15 protein-coding genes and 1 pseudogene are annotated in these 19,864 nt (G+C 69.5%); 6 read left to right on the top strand and 10 right to left on the bottom strand.

Translation table 11 applies throughout. The annotated features are described in order from the left end of the window. Positions 1-3 precede the first annotated feature (3 nt). The 3 genes from eno to pyrG all read right to left on the bottom strand — a co-directional run bounded on the left by eno (position 4) and on the right by pyrG (position 4,186). Positions 4-1,290 carry a phosphopyruvate hydratase gene (gene eno, locus E2169_RS12080; protein ID WP_132986859.1) on the bottom strand — a complete coding sequence of 429 codons (1,287 nt, stop codon included), beginning with the start codon at positions 1,288-1,290 and terminating at the stop codon, positions 4-6. Between the two features lie 235 nt (positions 1,291-1,525). Beyond that, positions 1,526-2,359, bottom strand: coding sequence for a 3-deoxy-8-phosphooctulonate synthase (kdsA, locus tag E2169_RS12075; RefSeq protein WP_132986858.1), 834 nt, complete (start codon positions 2,357-2,359; stop codon positions 1,526-1,528). Between the two features lie 162 nt (positions 2,360-2,521). Beyond that, positions 2,522-4,186, bottom strand: a complete 1,665-nt coding sequence (gene pyrG, locus E2169_RS12070; RefSeq protein WP_132986857.1) for a CTP synthase — start codon at positions 4,184-4,186, stop codon at positions 2,522-2,524. Between the two features lie 155 nt (positions 4,187-4,341). On the opposite strand from pyrG, the gene parE reads away from it, so the two are divergent. Then, the gene (gene parE, locus E2169_RS12065) at positions 4,342-6,246 is read left to right on the top strand and encodes a DNA topoisomerase IV subunit B (protein ID WP_132986856.1); all 1,905 of its coding nucleotides are present in this window, start codon (positions 4,342-4,344) and stop codon (positions 6,244-6,246) included. Positions 6,247-6,327: 81 nt separating this feature from the next. On the opposite strand, the gene hutG is transcribed toward parE, so the two are convergent. From hutG to E2169_RS12045, 4 genes and pseudogenes are all read right to left on the bottom strand, one after another. Then, positions 6,328-7,104 (bottom strand): N-formylglutamate deformylase, encoded by a 777-nt coding sequence (gene hutG / locus E2169_RS12060; RefSeq protein ID WP_132986855.1) that lies wholly within the window; start codon positions 7,102-7,104, stop codon positions 6,328-6,330. A gap of 18 nt (positions 7,105-7,122) precedes the next feature. Then, positions 7,123-8,490: a glutathione-disulfide reductase gene (gene gorA / locus E2169_RS12055; RefSeq protein ID WP_229659153.1), complete on the bottom strand. Its 1,368-nt coding sequence runs from the start codon at positions 8,488-8,490 to the stop codon at positions 7,123-7,125. After that, positions 8,487-9,737: an NAD(P)/FAD-dependent oxidoreductase gene (locus tag E2169_RS14490; RefSeq protein ID WP_229659154.1), complete on the bottom strand. Its 1,251-nt coding sequence runs from the start codon at positions 9,735-9,737 to the stop codon at positions 8,487-8,489. Before E2169_RS14490 ends, gorA begins: the two co-directional genes overlap by 4 nt. 106 nt (positions 9,738-9,843) lie before the next feature. Beyond that, positions 9,844-10,323 (bottom strand): annotated as a pseudogene (locus tag E2169_RS12045) (FKBP-type peptidyl-prolyl cis-trans isomerase); the annotation flags it as partial. A 72-nt stretch (positions 10,324-10,395) separates the two neighbouring features. On the opposite strand from E2169_RS12045, the gene E2169_RS12040 reads away from it, so the two are divergent. The 3 genes from E2169_RS12040 to E2169_RS12030 all read left to right on the top strand — a co-directional run bounded on the left by E2169_RS12040 (position 10,396) and on the right by E2169_RS12030 (position 12,730). Then, positions 10,396-10,947: a C40 family peptidase gene (locus E2169_RS12040; protein WP_132986852.1), complete on the top strand. Its 552-nt coding sequence runs from the start codon at positions 10,396-10,398 to the stop codon at positions 10,945-10,947. A 93-nt stretch (positions 10,948-11,040) separates the two neighbouring features. After that, a complete protein-coding gene (locus E2169_RS12035) occupies positions 11,041-11,709 on the top strand; it encodes a C40 family peptidase (RefSeq protein ID WP_370465147.1) in 669 nt (222 codons plus the stop codon). 148 nt (positions 11,710-11,857) lie between these two features. Further along, a complete protein-coding gene (locus tag E2169_RS12030; RefSeq protein WP_132986851.1) occupies positions 11,858-12,730 on the top strand; it encodes a bile acid:sodium symporter family protein in 873 nt (290 codons plus the stop codon). 76 nt (positions 12,731-12,806) lie between these two features. Here E2169_RS12030 and E2169_RS12025 read toward each other — a convergent pair whose 3' ends face one another. Together E2169_RS12025 and E2169_RS12020 are read right to left on the bottom strand one after the other, a co-directional pair. Next, on the bottom strand, positions 12,807-14,228 hold the full coding sequence (locus E2169_RS12025; protein ID WP_132986850.1) for a M16 family metallopeptidase: 1,422 nt from the start codon (positions 14,226-14,228) through the stop codon (positions 12,807-12,809). Between the two features lie 10 nt (positions 14,229-14,238). Further along, a complete protein-coding gene (locus tag E2169_RS12020; RefSeq protein WP_132986849.1) occupies positions 14,239-15,645 on the bottom strand; it encodes a M16 family metallopeptidase in 1,407 nt (468 codons plus the stop codon). 140 nt (positions 15,646-15,785) lie between these two features. Here E2169_RS12020 and bla point away from each other — a divergent pair, with 140 nt between their 5' ends. Further along, the gene (gene bla, locus E2169_RS12015) at positions 15,786-16,655 is read left to right on the top strand and encodes a subclass B3 metallo-beta-lactamase (RefSeq protein ID WP_132986848.1); all 870 of its coding nucleotides are present in this window, start codon (positions 15,786-15,788) and stop codon (positions 16,653-16,655) included. Positions 16,656-16,738: 83 nt separating this feature from the next. On the opposite strand, the gene E2169_RS12010 is transcribed toward bla, so the two are convergent. After that, positions 16,739-18,004 (bottom strand): dicarboxylate/amino acid:cation symporter, encoded by a 1,266-nt coding sequence (locus E2169_RS12010; RefSeq protein ID WP_132986847.1) that lies wholly within the window; start codon positions 18,002-18,004, stop codon positions 16,739-16,741. 151 nt (positions 18,005-18,155) lie between these two features. On the opposite strand from E2169_RS12010, the gene E2169_RS12005 reads away from it, so the two are divergent. Further along, positions 18,156-19,853: an alkaline phosphatase gene (locus E2169_RS12005; RefSeq protein ID WP_132986846.1), complete on the top strand. Its 1,698-nt coding sequence runs from the start codon at positions 18,156-18,158 to the stop codon at positions 19,851-19,853. Positions 19,854-19,864 lie beyond the last annotated feature (11 nt).

Below are 19,864 nucleotides of genomic sequence, written 5' to 3'. Positions count from 1 at the left end.
CCGTCAGCGCTTCAGCGACACGAAGGCGTCGCGACCGGCAAAGCGCGCGTCCGCGCCGAGAGACTCCTCGATGCGCAGCAGCTGGTTGTACTTCGCCACGCGGTCGCTGCGGCACAGCGAGCCGGTCTTGATCTGGGTGGCCGTGGTCGCCACCGCGATGTCGGCAATGGTGGTGTCCTCGGTCTCGCCGGAGCGGTGCGAGACGACCGCGGCATAGCCGGCGGCATCGGCCATGGCGATCGCTTCCAGCGTCTCGGTCAGGGTGCCGATCTGGTTGACCTTGATCAGGATGGCGTTGGCGGTGCCGGTGTCGATGCCCTGGCGGAAGATCGACGGATTGGTCACGAACAGGTCGTCGCCGACCAGCTGCACGCGGTCGCCCAGGCGCTGCGTGAGCAGCTTCCAGCCGTCCCAGTCGGCCTCGGCCATGCCGTCCTCGATGGTGACGATCGGGTACTGGTCGCTCCACGAGGCCAGGAAGTCGGTGAACTGCTCCGCCGACAGGCGCTTGCCCTCGCCGACCAGGTGGTACTTGCCGTTGTCGTAGAACTCGCTGGAGGCGACGTCGAGGCCGAGCAGCACGTCGTCGCCGGCGCGGTAGCCGGCCTTGCCGATGGCTTCGAGGATGGTGTCGAGCGCCTCGACGTTGCTGCGCAGGTCGGGCGCGAAGCCGCCCTCGTCGCCGACGGCCGTGCTCAGGCCATGGCCCTTCAGCACCGACTTCAGCGCGTGGAAGATCTCGGTGCCGGCGCGCAGGCTCTCGGAGAACGAATCGAAGCCCACCGGCAGCACCATGAACTCCTGCAGGTCGACGTTGTTGTCGGCGTGCGCGCCGCCGTTGATGATGTTCATCATCGGCACCGGCAGCACCGGCGCGCGGTCACCGGCCAGCAGCTGCCACAGCGGGATCCGGCGCGAAGCCGCCACCGCGTGCGCCGCCGCCATCGAAACGCCCAGCAGCGCGTTGGCGCCCAGCCGGCCCTTGTTGTCGGTGCCGTCGAGGTCGATCAGGCGCTTGTCCAGGCCGGCCTGGTCGGCCGCGTCGAAACCCTTGAGCGCATCCGCGATCGCCCCGTTGACGTTGGCCACCGCCTGCGTCACGCCCTTGCCGAGATAGCGCGTCTTGTCGCCATCGCGCAGCTCCACCGCCTCGCGGGTACCGGTCGATGCGCCCGACGGCACCATGGCGCGTCCGAACCCGCCATCGGCGAGGGTCACCTCGGCTTCAAGCGTGGGATTGCCACGGCTGTCGAGGATTTCACGGGCATGGATCTTGGCGATGTTGGTCATGGGCTGGTTTTGTCGCTTCGTAAGGGGATATCGGGGAAAGGCTTACCACGGATGACGCGGATGCCGCGGATTTACGCGGATCAGATCTGGAATGGGTCAAAGGGCACGCCCCGCCCATTCTTTTTATTTCAGTTTGCTTCTTCGTTCTCTTCTGCCTGCGCTCCGCACGTTTCTCGCCTCGGCCTGATCCGCGTAAATCCGCGCTAATCCGCGTCATCCGTGGTAACGCTTTTTTTCAAATCCCACTTTCCATAAACCCCGCACGCTTGGTCACGGCATCCAGCTCCAGCATGGTTTCAAGCAGGGCGCGCATCTTGTCGAGCGGCCAGGCGTTGGGGCCGTCGCTGAGGGCCTTGGCGGGGTCGGGGTGGGTTTCCATGAAGACGCCGGCGACGCCCACGGCGATGGCCGCGCGCGCCAGCACCGGCACGAACTCGCGCTGACCGCCGCTGGAGGTGCCCTGCCCGCCCGGCAGCTGCACCGAGTGGGTGGCGTCGAACACGACCGGGCAGCCGGTGTCGCGCATCACCGCAAGGGAGCGCATGTCGCTGACCAGGTTGTTGTAGCCGAAGCTGGCGCCGCGCTCGCAGACCATGATGTCCTGGTTGCCGGTGGACTTGGCCTTCTCGACCACGGGCTTCATGTCCCAGGGCGACAGGAACTGGCCCTTCTTGATGTTCACCGGCTTGCCGGCGGCGCAGACCTTCGTGATGAAGTCGGTCTGGCGCACCAGGAAGGCCGGCGTCTGCAGCACGTCGACCACGCTGGCCACCTCGTCCATCGGCGTGTACTCGTGGACGTCGGTCAGCACCGGCACGCCGATCTGCCGCTTCACCTCGCCCAGCACGCGCAGGCCTTCCTCCATGCCGGGACCGCGGAAGGCGGTGCCCGACGTGCGGTTGGCCTTGTCGAAGCTCGACTTGAAGATGAAGTTGATGCCCAGCGCCGAGGTGATCTCCTTCAGCTGCCCCGCGACATCAAGCTGCAGCTGCTCGCTCTCGACCACGCAGGGCCCGGCGATCAGGAAAAACGGCTGGTCGAGACCGACTTCGAATCCACAAAGTTTCATTGAGAAGCCTTTTTTTGCCACGGATTTACGCGGATAAAAGCGGATAAGGTAAAGGTCTTTCCTGCCGCCATTGCAAGACCGTACGCTAGGTTACTTGCGTAACAATCGGGAAGAGCAGAAGCCTGATCCGCGTAATCCGCGTAAATCCGTGGCTAAAAATGCTCATGCCGTTGCTTCTTTCAACAGCTTCCCGCCAGCCTTGCGCTCGCGCGCGGCGCGGACGAAGCCGATGAAGAGGGGGTGGCCGCCGCGCGGGGTGGACTGGAACTCGGGATGCGCCTGGCAGGCGATGAACCAGGGGTGGTCGGCCAGCTCCACCATTTCGACCAGCAGGTCGTCCATGGACTTGGCGCTGATCACCAGGCCGGCATCTTCCAGCTGGGTGCGATAGCGGTTGTTGAACTCGTAGCGGTGGCGGTGGCGTTCGGCCACGACGTCCTGGCCGTAGATCGCGCGCGCCTTCGTGCCCGGCTTCAGGCGCTGCTCCTGCAGGCCCAGGCGCATGGTGCCGCCGAGGTCGCTTTCTTCGCTGCGGCGCTGGACTTCGCCGGCCTGGGTGCGCCACTCGGTGATCAGGCCGATCACCGGATGCGGGGTCTTGCGGTCGTTCTCGGTGCTGTTGGCGCCCTCGAGCCCGGCCATGTTGCGGGCCACGTCGACCACGGCGGCCTGCATGCCGTAGCAGATGCCCAAGTACGGCAGGCCGACCTCGCGCGCATGCTGCGAGGTCAGCACCTTGCCTTCGAAGCCGCGGTCGCCGAAGCCGCCCGGTACCAGCACGCCGTCGACGCCGGCCAGCACCTCCGCGGCGCCGTCGCGCTCGACGTCCTGCGATTCCACCCACTTCAGGTTCACGCGGGTGCGCTGGCGGATGCCGCCGTGGCGCAGGGCCTCGGCAACCGACTTGTAGGCGTCCTTGTGGTCGACGTACTTGCCGACGACGGCGATCGTGACCTCGTCGATCGGATACTCGGTGGCGTCGACCACCGCCTCCCATTCCGAGAGATCCGCCACCGCGGCGGCCTTGCCCTCCAGGCGCAGGCGCTCGAGCACGATCGCGTCCAGGCCCTGGAGGTGCTGCCACATCGGGATCTTGTAGATGTTGTCCAGGTCCACCACCGAGATCACCGCCTTCTCGGAGACGTTGGTGAACAGGGCGATCTTGCGGCGCTCGCTGTCGGGCAGTGGCTGCTCGCTGCGGCACAGCAGCACGTCGGGCTGGATGCCGATCGAGCGCAGCTCCTTCACCGAGTGCTGGGTGGGCTTGGTCTTGAGCTCACCGGCGGCGGCGATGTACGGCACCAGGGTCAGGTGCATGAACAGCGCCTTGTCGGGCCCGCGTTCGGTGCGGATCTGGCGGATCGCCTCGAGGAAGGGCAGCGATTCGATGTCGCCGACCGTGCCACCGATCTCCACCAGGGCGACGTCGTAGCCCTGGGTGGCGGTGTCGATACAGCGCTTGATCTCGTCGGTGATGTGCGGAATCACCTGCACCGTGGCGCCCAGGTAGTCGCCGCGGCGCTCCTTGCGGATCACGCGCTCGTAGATCTTGCCGGCGGTGATCGAGTTCTTGCCCGACAGGCGGACATTGACGAAGCGCTCGTAGTGGCCAAGGTCGAGGTCGGTCTCGGCGCCGTCGTCGGTCACGTAGACCTCGCCGTGCTGGAACGGGCTCATGGTGCCGGGGTCGACGTTGATGTAGGGGTCGAGCTTCATCATCGTCACCCGCAGGCCCCGGGCTTCGAGGACGGCCGCGAGCGACGCCGCCGAGATGCCCTTGCCCAGCGAGGACACCACGCCGCCGGTGACGAAAATGAGGGGAGTCATGGTCATGCTGCCGCAGGAAAGCCATAGTCTAGCGGCTGGCGGTTGCAGGAGCGACCGCTTGACAGGCGGCTGCGATCAATATGCGCCTTGACCCGCCCCCGGCAGGCCGCCATTCTGGTCGGCTTCCCCTACGCAGTCCCTGCCCCACGCCCGCGATGAGTTCACGCTACGACGCCGCCGACATCGAAGTCCTGTCCGGCCTGGACCCGGTCAAGCGCCGGCCAGGCATGTACACCGACACCACCCGTCCCAACCACCTGGCGCAGGAGGTGGTCGACAACGCCGTCGACGAGGCCCTGGCCGGCCACGCGCGCGCGATCGCCGTGACCATGTTCAAGGACGGCAGCTGCGAGGTCTCCGATGACGGCCGCGGCATGCCGGTGGACATCCATCCGGAGGAAAAGGTGCCGGGCGTGGAGCTGATCCTGACCCGCCTGCACGCGGGCGGGAAGTTCAGCAACCGCAACTACGCGTTCTCCGGCGGCCTGCATGGCGTGGGCGTCAGCGTGGTCAACGCGCTGTCGACCCTGGTCGAGATCCACATCAAGCGCGACGGCAGCGAGTACCGCATGGCCTTCCGCGACGGCGACCCGGCCAGCGGGCTCGAGGTCGTGGGCGCGGTCGGCAAGCGCAACACCGGCACCCGGCTGCGCTTCTGGCCCGACCCGAAGTACTTCGATACGCCGAAATTCAACCTGCGTTCGCTGCGCCACCTGCTGCGCGCCAAGGCGGTGCTGTGCCCCGGCCTGACCGTGACCCTGTTCGACGAGGCCAGCGATGAACGCGACGAATGGCACTACGCCGATGGCCTGCGCGACTACCTCGCCGGCGAGCTGAGCGGGCGCGAATCGCTGCCGCCCGAGCTGTTCCTGGGCGGCCTGCGCAAGGACACCGAGATCGTGGACTGGGCCGCGGCCTGGATCCCGGAAGGCGAGCTGGTGCAGGAAAGCTACGTCAACCTGATCCCGACGACGCAGCACGGCACCCACGTCAACGGCCTGAGGTCCGGCTTCACCGATGCGCTGCGCAAGTTCTGCGAGATCCGCAGCCTGCTGCCGCGCGGCGTGAAGCTGGCGCCCGAAGACGTCTGGGACCGGGTCGCCTTCGTGCTCAGCCTGAAGATGAGCGACCCGCAGTTCAGCGGCCAGACCAAGGAGCGGCTGAGTTCGCGCCAGGCGGCGGGCTTCATCGAGGGCGCCGCCGAAGATGCGTTCACGCTGTGGCTCAACCAGCACGTCGAGCTGGGCGAGAAGATCGCGCAGTTGGCGATCGATCGCGCCAGCGCGCGCCTGAAGACCGAAAAGCAGATCACCCGCAAGAAGGTCACCCAGGGCCCGGCCCTGCCCGGCAAGCTGGCCGACTGCATCAGCCAGGACCTGTCGCGCACCGAGCTGTTCCTGGTCGAGGGCGATTCGGCCGGCGGCTCCGCCAAGCAGGCCCGCGACAAGGACTTCCAGGCGATCCTGCCGCTGCGCGGCAAGATCCTGAACACCTGGGAGGTCGCGTCCACCAGCGTGCTGGCCTCCGAGGAAGTGCACAACCTCGCCATCGCCATCGGCTGCGACCCGGGCAAGGACGACATCTCCGGCCTGCGCTACGGCAAGGTGGTGATCCTGGCCGACGCCGACTCCGACGGCCTGCACATCGCCACCCTGCTGGCGGCGCTGTTCCTGCGCCACTTCCCGGCGCTGGTGCGCGCCGGCCACATCTTCGTGGCGATGCCGCCGCTGTACCGCGTCGACATCGGCAAGCAGGTGTTCTATGCCCTGGACGAGGAAGAAAAGCGCCTGCTGCTGGAAAAGATCGCGCGCGAGGGCACGTCGAAGAAGGGCCCCAAGGGCACGGTCAACGTCACCCGCTTCAAGGGCCTGGGCGAAATGAACCCGCCGCAGCTGCGCGAGTCCACGATCCACCCCGATACCCGCCGCCTGGTGCAGCTGACCATCGACGATGCCGACCAGACGCGCTCGCTGATGGACATGCTGCTGGCCAAGAAGCGGGCGTCCGACCGCAAGTCGTGGCTCGAGGAAAAGGGCGACCTGGCCAGTCTCGAGGTCTGAACCAGCGGCACGCCCGGCCATTGCAGGAGCGGCTATGGCCGCGACTACCGGGGAGGCGGATGGTCGCAGCCGTGGCTGCTCCTACAGGAGTGTGGCTTCCAGCAGCGCGCGCAGCACCGGCTGCAACGCGGCAGCCTCCCCGGGCAGCCAGTCGAACGTGGCCTCGTCCATGTATGCGCGCTGCGCGATCTCGAGCTGCACCGCCTCGACACCCTGTTCGGGCTGGCCGTAGTGGCGGGTGATGTGGCCGCCCTTGAAGCGGCCGTTGGCGACCCAGTCGTAGCCGTCCTGCGTCGCCAGCACCAGGGCCAGGCGCTCGGCCAGCTCCGGCGAACAGCTGGTGCCGCTGGCGGTGCCGAGGTTGAGGTCGGGCAGGCGCCCGGGGAACAGCCAGGGCAGCTCGCCGCGGATCGAGTGGGCCTCCCACAGCACCACGCGGCCGTGCTCCTGCTTCAGGCGATCGATCTCCCCGCGCAGCGCCGCGTGGTAGGGCCGCCAGTACGCATCCACGCGCTGCCGCACCTCTTCCGGCACCGGTTCCTGTCCCTCCAGGTACACCGCGCTGCCGTCGAACTGGCGCACCGGGCACAGGCCGGTGGTGTTCTGCCCGGGGTAGAGCGAGGTGTCGTCCTCGCTGCGGTTGAGGTCGACCACGTAGCGCGAATGCGTCGGCACCAGGATCGAGGCGCCGAGATCGCGCGCGAAGTCGTACAGCAGCGCCACGTGCCAGTCGGTGTCGGGCACGCCGCGCGCGCTGGCGGTCAGGCGCCGTGCGATCGCGTCCGGGACGTGGGTGCCGTCGTGCGGCAGGCTGACGAGCAGCGGCGCGCTGCCGCGGTGCAAGGTGAAGATATCCATGCCCACGATCCTAACCGCTCAGCGCAGCAGCACGATCTCTTCGGCGCTGGTGGGGTGGATGGCGACGGTGGCGTGGAAGTCGGCCAGCGTCGCGCCCATCTTCACCGCCACCGCGAAGCCCTGCAGGATCTCGTCGGCGGCCTCGCCCACCAGGTGCAGGCCGACCACGCGCTTCTCTTCGCCCACGCAGACGGCCTTGAACATGCTGTGCTGCTGCACGTCGGCCAGGGCGTGCAGCATCGGCCGGAAGGTGGTGCGGTGGCAGCTCACCGCGTCGCCGCCGAAGCGCTCGCGGGCCTCGGCCTCGGTCAGCCCGACCCGGCCCAGCGGCGGGTGCGAGAACACCACGGTGGGCACGTTGCCGTGGTCGACGCAGGCGCCGGGCTCGCCGCCGAACACGCGGTCCATCAATCGCCGTCCCTCGGCGATCGCCACCGGCGTCAGTGCCAGGCGGCCGGTCACGTCGCCGACGGCGTAGATCTGCTCGGCGCTGGTGGACTGGAAGCCGTCGACCTCGATACGGCCGTCATCGGCAACGCGCACGCCGGCCGCTTCCAGGCCGAGGCCGTCGGTGTTCGGGCGGCGTCCGGTGGCGAGGATCACCGCGTCGAAGGGCTCGCCCGCGTCGCCATCCCTCTCGCGCAGGCGCACGCCGTCGCTGTCGCCGCCAGCCTCCAGCGCGGCCAGGGAATAGCCGAAGTGCAGCGCGATGCCCGACTGGTGCATGTTGCCCTGCAGGCGCTCGACCACGTCCGGATCGAAGCCCTTGAGCAGGCTGTCGCCGCGCACGAACAGTTCGACCTGGCAGCCCAGCCCCTGCATCACGCCGGCGAGTTCGACGCCGATGTAGCCACCGCCGATGATCGCCACCCGCCGCGGGGCCGCGGACAGCGCGAAGAAGCCGTCGGAATCGATGCCGAGCTCCACACCCGGGATGTCCGGCCTCACCGGGCTCCCACCGGTCGCCAGCAGGATGTGGGCTGCCTGCAGCTGGGTGCCATCGTCGCACTCCACCAGGCCGTCGCCGGCCAGGCGGCCGCGCGCGGGCAGCCGCACGATGCCGGCCTCGTCCAGGCGCTTGCGGTAGCTGGCGTGGATGTTGGCGATGTAGCGCTGGCGGCTCGCAACCAGCGTTTCCCAGTCCGGGCAGGCCGGCTCCACGGGAAAGCCCAGCGCCTGGGCCAGGCCGATGCGCGCGCCCAGGTCCGCGGCCAGCCACATCGCCTTCTTCGGCACGCAGCCGACGTTGACGCAGGTGCCGCCGAGTTCGCCCGGTTCCAGCAGTGCGACGCGCGCGCCATGGTTGGCGGCGCGAAAAGCCGCGGCCAGCCCGCCGGAGCCGCCGCCCACCACGGCCAGGTCGACGTGGATGCGTGCGCCGCTCACCGGAAGCGCTCGGGGGAGTACGGGGCCGGATCGATCCGCGGTTCGCGACCGCAGACCAGGTCGGCGACGAGTTGTCCGGTGGAAGGGCTCATGCTGACCCCGAGCATGCCATGGCCGGTCGCGACCCAGGCGTGACGGCGCCCCGGCACGCGGCCGATGATCGGCACGTCGTCGATGCTCAGCGGGCGCCAGCCGTACCACTCTTCATGCTTCACCGGGCCCACGGGCTCGTGCAGGAAGGCCGCCGCGCCGCGCTCCAGCGCGTCGAGCCGGCGGCGGTTGAGATCGGTGCTGTAGCCGGAGAACTCCATCGTGCTGCCGAGGCGGTAGCCGCTGCCCCAGGCGGTGACGCAGACGCCGGGCTCGTGCAGCGACAGCGCGCGCCGCGGCACCCGCGCCGGCCGGTCGTAGGTGATCGAGTAGCCCTTGCCCGGCTGCACCGGCAGCGCGCCCAGGCCGGCCGAACGCATCAGCGTGGGTGACCAGGCGCCGGTGGCCAGGACCACGTCGCGCGCGCGCAGCCTGCCGCGGCTGCCGTGCACGACCACGCCGTCGGCGTCCTCGTCGATGCCCTGCACTTCCCAGCCGTCCTCGATCACGCCGCCGAGCGCGCGCAGCGAGCGCGCCAGGCCGGCGACATAGCGGTCCGGGCGCAGGCTGGCATCGCCGGGGAAGCGGATCACGGCGTGGAGGCCGGGCTTCAGCGCGGGATCCGAACGCTCGTAGTCGCTGCCGGCGATCACCTCGGCGGCGATGCCGACCTCGGCCAGGTGCGGGATGTCGCGTGCGGCCTCGTCGAATCCCGACGCGGTCCGGAAGAGGTAATCCACGCCCTCCCCCGCGTATTCCGCGTCCGGCGCGTGGCGCGCCACCCAGTCGGGATAGGCGGTGATCGAATCGTTGAGGATGGCCGCGCGCGCGGCCAGCGCCGTGCGCCAGTCGCGGGCGTTGCAGCGCCGGGCAAAGCCGAACAGCCAGCGCCACAGTCCCGGGTCCAGCCGCGGCGCCACGTAGAACGGCGCATCGGGCGTCAGCATCCAGCGCAGCGCCTGGGTGATCGCGCCGGGCGCGGCCAGCGGCGCGGCGTGGCTGGGCGTCAGGGTCCCGCAGTTGCCGTGCGAACTGCCGCTGCCGACCGTCTTCGCCTCCAGCACGCGCACGCTGCGCCCGGCCTCGGCCAGGCACAGCGCCGTGCACAGTCCGATGACGCCGCCACCCACCACCACCACATCGACACGTTCGTCCATGGCGGAATTGTAGCGGCGCCCGGTCCCGTCAGTCGGCCTTGTCGGCGCCGGTACCGGCGTCGTCTGCAGCGGCGTCGGCCGGGTCCGCGCGTCCGGCATCGTCACCATGGTCATGGCCGCCGTCGCCGTGCACGTGGCCGTGCTCGATCTCGACCTTTTGCGCCTCGCGCACGTCGACGATCTCGACGTCGAAGTGCAGGTCCTTGCCGGCCATCGGATGGTTGAGGTCGACGTCGACCACGCTCATGCCGACCTTCTGGATGGTCACCGCGCGCGGGCCGAAGTTGGTGTTGAGCACCACCTGGTCGCCGACGGAGAGCTTCTGGCCGGTGAAATGCTTCTTCGGCACGCGCTGGGTGAGCCCGTCGCGACGCTCGCCATAGGCCTCGGCGGCCGGCACGTCGGCGCCGAAGCTGTCGCCGGCCACCCGGCCTTCCATCGCCTTCTCAAGACCGGGGATGATGTTGCCGTGGCCCAGCAGGATGGCCAGCGGCTGGCCGCTGTCCTTCGAACTCTCCACCGGCTCGCCGCCCTGTTCGGACACGGTGTAGTGGAAGCGGACGACGCGGTCTTTCTCGATCTTCATGGGTAATGGATCCGGTGGCGCGACACGCGGCCGCTTGTAAGGAAGGCAGGGGTTCGGCCAAGATGCCGACCGATGGGCAAGGCCACGCATTATCCAGACACCGGCCACCGGGCGCCAATCGCACTCGCGGGCCTGGTGGTCGTGCTCCTCGCCGCGGGCTGCGGTCGCGACGACATCCGACCCGCCCCGCCGCAGGCCGGCGTGGTCGGCCAGCGCGAGTGGCCGCAGGTCACGCCGGCCGACCCGGCCGCGGCCAACTCGGTGCTGATGCGTGCCATCAGCCTGGTCGGCACGCCCTACCGCTACGGTGGCAACACGCCCGACGGCGGCTTCGACTGCTCCGGCCTCGTCAACTACGTCTACAACGACATGCTCGACCTGAAGCTTCCACGCACCTCGCGCGACCTGGCCGCCTACCAGGGGCCGAAGATCGAACCGCGGAAGCTGGCCACCGCCGACCTGGTGTTCTTCGGCAGCGGCGGCAACGTCACCCACGTCGGGATCTACGTCGGCGAGGGACGCTTCGTCCACGCCCCCAGCACCGGAGGCACGGTGCGACTGGACCACCTGGACGGCAGCTATTGGCGGCGCAACTACAGCGGCGCAAAACGGATCCTGCGCTGAATCGCGGACACCGGGCACGACCGCATTCACGCTCGATGCACGAAAAATTAACAAACAGGACTGCGCTCTCGGTCACCATCCCGCGCTGCTGCTCTGACTTGTGAAAACCGCGTGACCTCTTCCGCACCGACCGGACTCCGTCGCCGCCCCGCCCCGCGGGTGCACTCCATCCTGTTCGCACTCCTGCTGCCATTCGCCGCGGCGCCTGCATTGGCCGCCCCGCTGGCGGCTGATTCCGCCGACCAGATGCTCGGCGGCTCCACCAGCCAGGCACTGGTGGGCAGCACCCTGGCACCCGACCGCAACATGCTCAGCGCCGCCGACGTCAACCAGCTGATCGAGGCCGGGGCCGCCGCCGGGCAGGACGAGCCGCCGAGCCGCATCCAGGCCCTGCTGCGCCGCGCCAAGGGCCTGCTCGGCACGCCCTACCGCTGGGGCGGCACCTCGCCGGACTCCGGCTTCGACTGCAGCGGCCTGGTGAACTACGTGTTCCGCACCACCCTGGGCATCGAACTGCCCCGCGTTTCGCGCGAGATGGCGAGCAACGGCGAGAAGATCGATCGCGCCGCGCTGGTCGCCGGCGACCTGGTGTTCTTCGGCCGCCGCGGCAAGCGCGTCGACCACGTCGGCATCTACGTCGGCGACGGCCAGTTCGTGCACGCCCCGCGCAGCGGCCGCGACGTGACCGTCTCGCGCCTGGACACCGGCTACTGGGCCGGCAGGTTCCTGCAGGCGCGTCGGGTCGAAGGCCTGCACAGCTGAGGCACGCCCCCGGCAAAGCGCTGTTTCGAAGGCCGCCCCAGGGCGGCCTTTTCGTATCCGCCGCGCCCGCGCTGCAGCGCGGCGTGCACGACACGGGGGCAGCGGGCGAAGCTCGCCCTGACTGGACACAAGGACGGAAGGGAGACCGATGCAGGCTTCGCTGCTGACCAACCTGCTCCTGCCGCTGGCGCTGGGCGTGATCATGCTCGGGCTCGGCATGGGCCTCACCATCGACGACTTCCGGCGCGTGGCGCGCTACCCAAAAGCAGTGCTCGTCGGCCTCGGGCTGCAGACCCTGGTGCTGCCCTGGGTGGCCTTCGGCCTGGCATTGGGCCTGGGGCTGTCGCCCGGACTGGCGGTCGGGCTGATGCTGCTGGCAGCCTCGCCGGGCGGTGCCACGGCCAACATCTACAGCCACCTCGCACGCGGCGATGTCGCGCTCAACATCACCCTCACCGCGATCAACAGCCTGCTCTGCCTGCTGACCCTGCCGGTGATCCTCAACCTCTCGCTGGAATACTTCATGGGCGCCGGCCAGTACGTGCCGCCGCCGGTGGCGAAGGTGGTCGAGGTCGGGATGATCATCCTGCTGCCGGTGGCCGCGGGCATGGTCGTGCGCCATTTCGCCCCGGCCTTCGCGGCGGCCTCCGCCAAGCCGCTGCGGCTGCTGTCGGTGCTGGTGCTGGCGCTGCTGGTCGCGGTCGCGGTGGCGCAGTCCTACGAAGTGCTGCTGGCGTCGATCGCCACGGTCGGACTCGCCTGCCTGCTGTTCAACCTCGCCAGCCTGGGCGTCGGCTATGCCGCACCGCTGGCGCTGAAACTGCCGCGGCCGCAGGCGATCGCGATCTCGATGGAAATCGGCATCCACAACGGAACGCTGGCGATCTTCATCGGCCTCAACGTGCTGGGCAGCGCGGTGATGTCGATCCCCGCGGCGGTGTACAGCCTGCTGATGTTCTTCACGGCGGGAGGGTTCGCGTACTGGCTCAACAGGCCGCGCGACGTGCCGGTGACCGCGTAACCCCTTCGCAGGATTGCGACGGCACCAACAGACCGCAACTCCCCTTTCCCCGCAACGCGGGGAAAGGGGGTCGGCCTTAGTCGACCGTTCGGAACTCGCCCCACTCCGCCAGCTGCTCCGCGATCGCCCCGCCATCGCCGACCACGATGATGCTCTGCCGCTCCGGCGCGAAGTATTTCGCCGCCATCGCCTGCACCTGGTCCGCGCTCACCGCGCGCACCTTGGGCACGTACTCGCCGAGGTAACCGGGCGGCAGGCCGACCAGCCAGTTCGACGCCAGCGTGGCGGCCACCGAGGCCTGCATCTGGTTGCCGATCAGGTAGCCGCCGGCGACGTAGCGCTTGGTGTCGTCGAGCTCGGTGACGGGCACCGGCTCGCTGCCGATGCGCGCGTACTCCTTGAAGAACTCGGTGAGCGATGCGCCCGTGACTTCGTTGCGCACGTCCGCGGAGCCGCTGACGTAGCCGCCCTCGGCCGCGGTCGCAAGGCCCGCGCGGGCGCCGTAGGTGTAGCCCTTCTCTTCGCGCAGGTTCTGCATCACGCGGCTGGAGAAGCTGCCGCCGAGCACGGTGCCGGCGAGCTGCAGCGGGATCGCATCGGGATCGGTGGCCGGGACCGCGGGACTCGCCAGGCGCAGCGTCGACTGCACGCTGCCGTCGCGCTGCAGCAGCAGTCGCTGCGCCGTCGCGTCGCGGCGCGCGGGCGGCGTGGCCGGGACGTCGGCCGCGCCGGAGGCGTCCCAGTCGCCGAAGGCCTGCTCGGCCAGCCGGAAGGCGTCGTCGGCATCGATGCGGCCGGCGACCACGAGCAGGCTGCGGTCGGGATGGAAGCGGCGCTGGTGCTCGCTGCGCAGCGCCGCGGGCGTCACCGCCATGATCGAGGCCTCGGTCGGCTGGGTGCGCGCATAGGGGTGGTCGCCGTAGACCGCGGACAGCAGGGCGCGGTTGGCACGGAAGCCGGGCTGTGCCTCGGCGGCCTTCAGCGCCTGCAGGGCGTTGGCCTGCGCCAGCTTGACCTCGCTGTCGGGGAAGGCCGGCGTGCGCGCCACGTCCGCGAGCAGCGACAGCATCGGCCCGGCATTGGCGGCCAGCGCATTGCCGTAGACAAGCGCGCCGTCGCTGCTGACCGAGGCACCGACGCTGCCGCCCTGGCCCTGCGCGAATTCGGCGATCTCGCGGGAGTCGCGGCTGGCGGTGCCCTCGGTGAGCAGTCCTGCCATCAGCGAGGCGAAGCCGGGCGCATCGGACGCGTCGGCGACGTAGCCGGCGTTGCGCACCGCGAGCACGTAGTCCACGCGCGGGATGCCATCGCGCGGCACCACCCAGACCTCGAGGCCGTTGGCCAGGGTCTTCTTCGCGATATCGGGCACCGGCAGCGGCTTGTCGGCCGCGTACGGCGGCAGGTCTTTCGGCAGGTCGGCGGCGGGGCCGGCGACGACGGCGCCGCAGGCCAGCGCGGAAACGGCCAGGGCGAGCAGGGTGTGCTTGAAGATCGTCATGGTGGTGTCCTCAGTCCCGGGGCGCGCCGGCATCGGCATCGGCTTCGACATCGGCCGCGGCGGCCTGCAGCATGGCCTCGGGCTTGCGGTCGATGACCGTGCGGTTGTCGCGGGTCAGGTAGGTACGCGCGGCGCGCTGCACGTCGGCCGAGGTCACCGCATCGATCCAGCCGGGAATCACGTTGACGACTTCGGCGTCGTCCCACATCAGCTGCAGCTTGGCCAGGGCGTCGGCGCGCGAGATGAAGGACTCCAGGCCGTTGTACCAGTCGGCGAGCATGCGGGTCTTGACGCGCGCGAGCGTGGCGTCATCGACGCCGTCGGCGACGACCTTCGCGATCTCCTCGTCGATGGCCGCAAGCATCGCATCGGCGTCGGTGCCCGGCTTGTACAGCGCGAACACGGTGAACAGCGTCGGGCCGTCGTACTCCCACTCGCTGGTCAGGCCGTAGAGCGAATCGACGTTGAGCGCCAGTTCGCGGCCTTTCACCAGGCCCTGGTACAGGCGCGAGGCATCGCCGTTGGCGAGCAGCGCGCCCAGCACCGCCATCGGCGCCTGGTCGGCGCTGCCGCGGTCGGGCATCTTCCAGGCCACGGCGATCGCCGGCACCTGGGCCAGCTTGTCGCCCTGCTGGATCCGCTTCTCCTGCGTGTTGAGGCCCTCGCTGAAGTCCGGTGCCGGCGGCGTGGGGCGCGAGGCGATGTCGCCGAAGTACTTCTCGGCCAGCGCGAACCCTTCTTCGGGCGAGATGTCGCCGGCCATCGACAGGATCGCGTTGTTCGGACCGTAGAAGTCGCGGTGGAAAGCCTTGACGTCATCGAGGTCGGCGTTCTCCAGGTCCTCGAAGCTGCCGTAGCCGTCGTGGTTGTTCTCCCACTTCTGGAAGGCCTGCATGCCGATGTCGATCCACATGAAACCGCCGTAGGGCTGGTTCTGCACGTTGTTGCGGATCTCTTCCTTCACCACGTCCTGCTGGTTTTTCAGCGTGCTCTCGCTGAAGTCCAGCATGCGCATGCGGTCGGCCTCGAGCCACAGGATGGGCTCGATCGCCGACGAGGGCGCGATCTCGATGTAGTTGGTGAAGTCGGCGCGGGTGGAGCCGTTGTTGCGCCCGCCGCCACCGGTGATCACGCGGTCGAACACGCCCTCGGGCGCGTTGGCCGAGCCCTCGAACATCAGGTGCTCGAACAGGTGCGCGAAGCCGGTACGGTTGCGCGGCTCGAGCCGCATGCCGATGCCGTAGACCACGCTCACGCCGACCACCGGCGCGCTGCGGTCTTCGGAGACGACCACGGTGAGGCCGTTGTCGAGCGTTCTCGTGGCCACCGGGATGTCCCAGCGGCCGGTATCGGCGGCGAAGGCCGGTGCTGCGAAGAGCAACGCACACAGCCATGCCGCAGGCCTGGAAAGCTTCATGTGTCCCCCATTTCCCTTGTGGACGGACTGCGAACATAACCCGGCCGCCCGCGTCGGTGGCCCGCCGGAAGTCATGCCGGTGCCGGAGCGCCCCCTACCGGGCGATACTTCGCACCCGCCTGCCGCCCTACCGGTGAACGATGCTCCCGCGCACCCTGCCCGCCCTTGCCCTGGCCGTCCTCCTGCCCGCCCATGCCGCCGGGTCGGCGGAGCCGCCGCTTCCCCAGCTCAAGGCCTACACCGTGCACGAAAGCTGGCGCCAGCCCATCGCTCCGGTGCGGATCGCCGACAACACTTGGCACATCGGGACCGCGAACCTCGGCGCGATCCTGGTGAAGACCGCGGACGGCGCGGTGCTGATCGACGGCGGCATGCCACAGGCGGCCGACATGCTGCTGCGGCACATGGCGGACCTGGGCGTGTCACCGGGCGACCTGGAGCTGATCTTCCTCAGCCAGGCCCACGCCGACCACGTCGGCCCGCTGGCCGAACTGCGCCGGCGGACCGGAGCGCGCGTGGCCGCCAACGCCGAATCCGCGGTGCTGCTGGCGCGCGGCGGCAGCGACGACATCCACTTCGGCGACGCCATCGTCTTCCCGCCGGTGCAGGTCGACCGCCTGCTGATGGACCGCGAAGTGGTTGAACTGGGCGGCATGCGCTTCACCGTGCACTTCATGCCCGGGCATACACCGGGCAGCATGGCCTGGACCTGGACCGACAGCGACGACGGCAATTCCGTGCGCATCGCCTATGCCGACAGCCTGAGCGCACCGGGCTACCAGCTGATCGACAACCCGCGCTACCCGCGCATCGTCGAGGACTACCGCCGCAGCTTCGATGTCGTCCGCGCCCTGCCCTGCGATGTCCTGCTGACGCCGCACCCGGGTAGCAGCGGCCGCGACTACGCGGATCCAGCGGCATCCAAGCAAATGGGCTGCGCCGGATACGCCGACCAGGCCGAGCGCGACTTCGAGGCCCAGCTGCAAGCCGAGCGCGAAGCCGTGCGCTGATCGCCGGCCGGGTGCGGCACAGTGCCGTGCCGTCGGGATGCGATGCCCGCGGCCGGGGGGGCATGGCGGCGGGGGCACGGCCGCTACGACTGCGTCTCGACTCCGACGTTGCTCGAAGCCGCGTCGTACACCTCCTGGTCGAGGATCCCGGTCTGCTTCGCCACCAGCACCGGCACCAGCACCTGGCCGGTGACGTTGGTCATGGTGCGCATCATGTCGAGGATGCGGTCGATGGCGACCAGGTAGCCGATGCCCTCCAGCGGCAGCCCGGCGGCGCTCAGCACCAGGGTGACCATCACGATCGCCGTGCCCGGCACGCCGGCGGTGCCGAAGCTGCCGAGCACCGATGCCAGCAGGATGATGAAGTACTGCGACATGTCGAGGTCGATGCCGAAGTACTGCGCCACGAACACCGCGGTCAACGCCGGGTAGATCGCGCCGCAGCCGTCCATCTTGACGCTCGCGCCCAGCGGCACGGCGAAGGCCGCGTAGTCCTTGTCGACGCCCAGGTTGTGGGTGGCGCTGCGCAGGCTGGCCGGCAGCGCGGCAAAGCTCGACGAGGCCGCGAACGCGACCTGCATCGCCGGCGCGGCGCCGCGGAAGAACTTCACCGGGTTGAGCCCGTGCGCCAGCAGCAGGCTGCTGTAGACGAACACGATATGGATCGCACAGGCCAGGTACAGCGCGCCGATGTAGCTGCCCAGTGGCAGCAGCTTCTCGAAGCCGTAGGTACCGACCAGGGCCGCGATCAGGCCGAAGGTGCCCAGCGGGGTCATCTCGAGCACGAAGCGGGTGATCTGGATCATCGCCTCGCTGCCTTCGGCCATCAGCGCGCGCAGGCGCTGCGTGCGCTCGCCCAGCTTCACCAGGGCAAAGCCGAGCAGCGCGGCGAAGAAGATCACCTGCAGGATCTTCCCTTCGGTCAGCGCGCGGAAGGGGTTGGTGGGCACCAGATCGACCAGCACCTGCACCGGCCCCGGCACCTCGCGCACCACGTAATCCGGCGCCGCCACCAGCCCGGTGACGCCGGTGCCCGGCTGCAGCACCAGGCCCACGCCCAGGCCCACGCAGACCGCCAGCACTGCGGTGATCGCGAACCAGGCGAAGGTGCGGCCGCCCAGCGAGACCATCGACTTCTGCCCGTGCAGGCTGGAAATGGCGCTGGTGACGGCGAAGAACACCAACGGCGTCGCGATCATCCGGATCAGGTTGACGTAGACGTCGCCCAGCGGCTTGAACCACGTGTCCGCGGCCGGCCCGAAGGCCCAGCCGGCCAGCGCGCCGAGCACGAAGCCGGCGGCCACGCGCTGCCAGAACGGGATCTTGAACCAGGCTTTGACAAGCTTCATCGGAATCCAGCGAAAACCGCAATGGAGCACCTTAGCCGATGCCCCGGCAGCCGGCGATCACGGCGACGGAACGCCGGGATGTCATACCCGGGACACTGCGCGTCGGCGACAATGCGCGTTCCTTAATGGCCATCCGGACCGCGCAGACCCTATGACTCCCAGCCCCCGACTGTTCCTGTCAGTCCTTGCCGCCTGCCTCGCCACCGCCTGCGCCACCGAGCCCGCCGGCAACGCCACCCCCGCCGCAGGCACAGCCGCAGCCGCCGCGCCCGGAGCGATCCATATCGACGTACCCGCCATCCGCCGCCCTGACGGCGAGACCCCCGTCTGGTGGTACCGCAGCGGCGCTTCCGCGGCCGCGGCCAACGGCGCCATGTCCGGGCGCGCGAAGAACGTGATCCTGTTCGTCGGCGACGGCATGAGCCTGACCACGGTTGCCGCAGCGCGGATCTTCGCCGGACAGCAGGCCGGGCAGCCGGGCGAAGAGAACCTGCTGTCCTGGGAGCACTTCCCGGCGACCGCCTTCTCCAAGACCTACAACACCGACGCCCAGACGCCGGATTCGGCCGGCACCATGACTGCGATGGCCACCGGCGTGAAAAGCCACATCGGCGCGGTCGGGGTCAGCGCCGGCGGCATCGACGACTGCGCGCAGTCGCACGGCAACCGCCTGCAGAGCTGGCTGGCGCTGGCCAGCGACGCCGGCATGGGCACCGGCATCGTCACCACCACGCGCCTGACCCATGCCACGCCGGCCGCCACCTACGCCCACGTGCCGAACCGCAACTGGGAAAGCGACGCGTCGACCCCGGCGGCGGCGAAGGAGGCCGGCTGCAGCGACATCGCCAGCCAGTTCATCGATTTCGCGCGCAGGCACGGCGCACCGCAGGTGGTGCTGGCCGGCGGCGCCCGGGAGTTCCTGCCGGACGCGGAGGTGCTGCCCGGCGTGCGCGGCAAGCGCAAGGACGGGCGCAACCTGGTCGAGGAATGGCAGGCCCTGAATCCGGACGGTGCCTTCGTGTACACGAACCGCCAGTTCGAAGCGGCGCGCGGCGCGCCGTCGGTGCTGGGACTCTTCGGACTCAGCCACATGCAGTACGAGCACGACCGCGACCGTGGACCGGATGGCGAGCCCGACATCGAAGCCATGACCCGCTTCGCGATCGAGTCGCTGTCACAGCGCCCCGAAGGCTACGTGCTGCTGGTGGAAAGCGGCCGCATCGACCACGCCAACCACGAGGGCAACGCCTACCGCGCCCTGGACGAGACCGTGGCGATGTCGCGCGCGGTGCAGGCCGCGGTCGACATGACCTCGGCCCACGACACCCTGATCGTGGTCACCGCCGACCATTCGCACGTGCTGAATTTCGCCGGCTATCCGCGCCGCGGCAACCCGATCCTCGGCAAGGTGCGCGGGCGCGGCGACGGCCCCGCGCTGGATGCCCTGGGCCTGCCCTACACCACGCTCGGCTATGCCAACGGCCCGGGCTATCCCGGCGCCAGCGCCACCCAGCCCGAAGGCCCGAAGCGCCACTTCCACGAACCGAGGGGCATCCAGGTGGCCGCCGGCCGGCCCGACCTCTCGGACGTCGACACCACCCATCCCGACTACATGCAGGAAGCGATGGTGCCGCTGGGTTCGGAAACCCACGGTGGCGAAGACGTCGGCATCTGGGCGCGCGGCCCCGGCAGCCAGGCCTTCCGCGGCACGCTGGAGCAGAACGCGATCTACCACGTGATCGTGCAGGCCACGCCGAAGCTGCGGGAGCAGCTGTGCGCGGGGGGCAACTGCGACGCGTCGGGCGTGCCGGTGGACCTGCCGCCGGTGGACGGGGCAAAGACCCGCTGAAAACGACTGTC

This window comes from Luteimonas terricola (assembly GCF_004352845.1).
In the GTDB taxonomy this organism is placed as follows: domain Bacteria; phylum Pseudomonadota; class Gammaproteobacteria; order Xanthomonadales; family Xanthomonadaceae; genus Luteimonas; species Luteimonas terricola.
The sequence above is the reverse complement of the archived record's forward strand: the minus strand, read 5'-3'. Positions and strand labels throughout refer to the sequence as shown.

Bases quoted from the DNA above. Each gene is read 5' to 3' on its own strand.
- kdsA (WP_132986858.1), bottom strand. From the start codon at position 2,359: ATGAAACTTTGTGGATTCGAAGTCGGTCTCGACCAGCCGTTTTTCCTG.
- bla (WP_132986848.1), top strand. From the start codon at position 15,786: ATGCTCCCGCGCACCCTGCCCGCCCTTGCCCTGGCCGTCCTCCTGCCC.
- E2169_RS14490 (WP_229659154.1), bottom strand. From the start codon at position 9,737: ATGGACGAACGTGTCGATGTGGTGGTGGTGGGTGGCGGCGTCATCGGA.
- eno (WP_132986859.1), bottom strand. From the start codon at position 1,290: ATGACCAACATCGCCAAGATCCATGCCCGTGAAATCCTCGACAGCCGT.
- E2169_RS12010 (WP_132986847.1), bottom strand. From the start codon at position 18,004: ATGAAGCTTGTCAAAGCCTGGTTCAAGATCCCGTTCTGGCAGCGCGTG.
- hutG (WP_132986855.1), bottom strand. From the start codon at position 7,104: ATGGATATCTTCACCTTGCACCGCGGCAGCGCGCCGCTGCTCGTCAGC.
- parE (WP_132986856.1), top strand. From the start codon at position 4,342: ATGAGTTCACGCTACGACGCCGCCGACATCGAAGTCCTGTCCGGCCTG.
- E2169_RS12025 (WP_132986850.1), bottom strand. From the start codon at position 14,228: ATGACGATCTTCAAGCACACCCTGCTCGCCCTGGCCGTTTCCGCGCTG.
- E2169_RS12030 (WP_132986851.1), top strand. From the start codon at position 11,858: ATGCAGGCTTCGCTGCTGACCAACCTGCTCCTGCCGCTGGCGCTGGGC.
- E2169_RS12005 (WP_132986846.1), top strand. From the start codon at position 18,156: ATGACTCCCAGCCCCCGACTGTTCCTGTCAGTCCTTGCCGCCTGCCTC.
- E2169_RS12020 (WP_132986849.1), bottom strand. From the start codon at position 15,645: ATGAAGCTTTCCAGGCCTGCGGCATGGCTGTGTGCGTTGCTCTTCGCA.
- pyrG (WP_132986857.1), bottom strand. From the start codon at position 4,186: ATGACTCCCCTCATTTTCGTCACCGGCGGCGTGGTGTCCTCGCTGGGC.
- E2169_RS12040 (WP_132986852.1), top strand. From the start codon at position 10,396: ATGGGCAAGGCCACGCATTATCCAGACACCGGCCACCGGGCGCCAATC.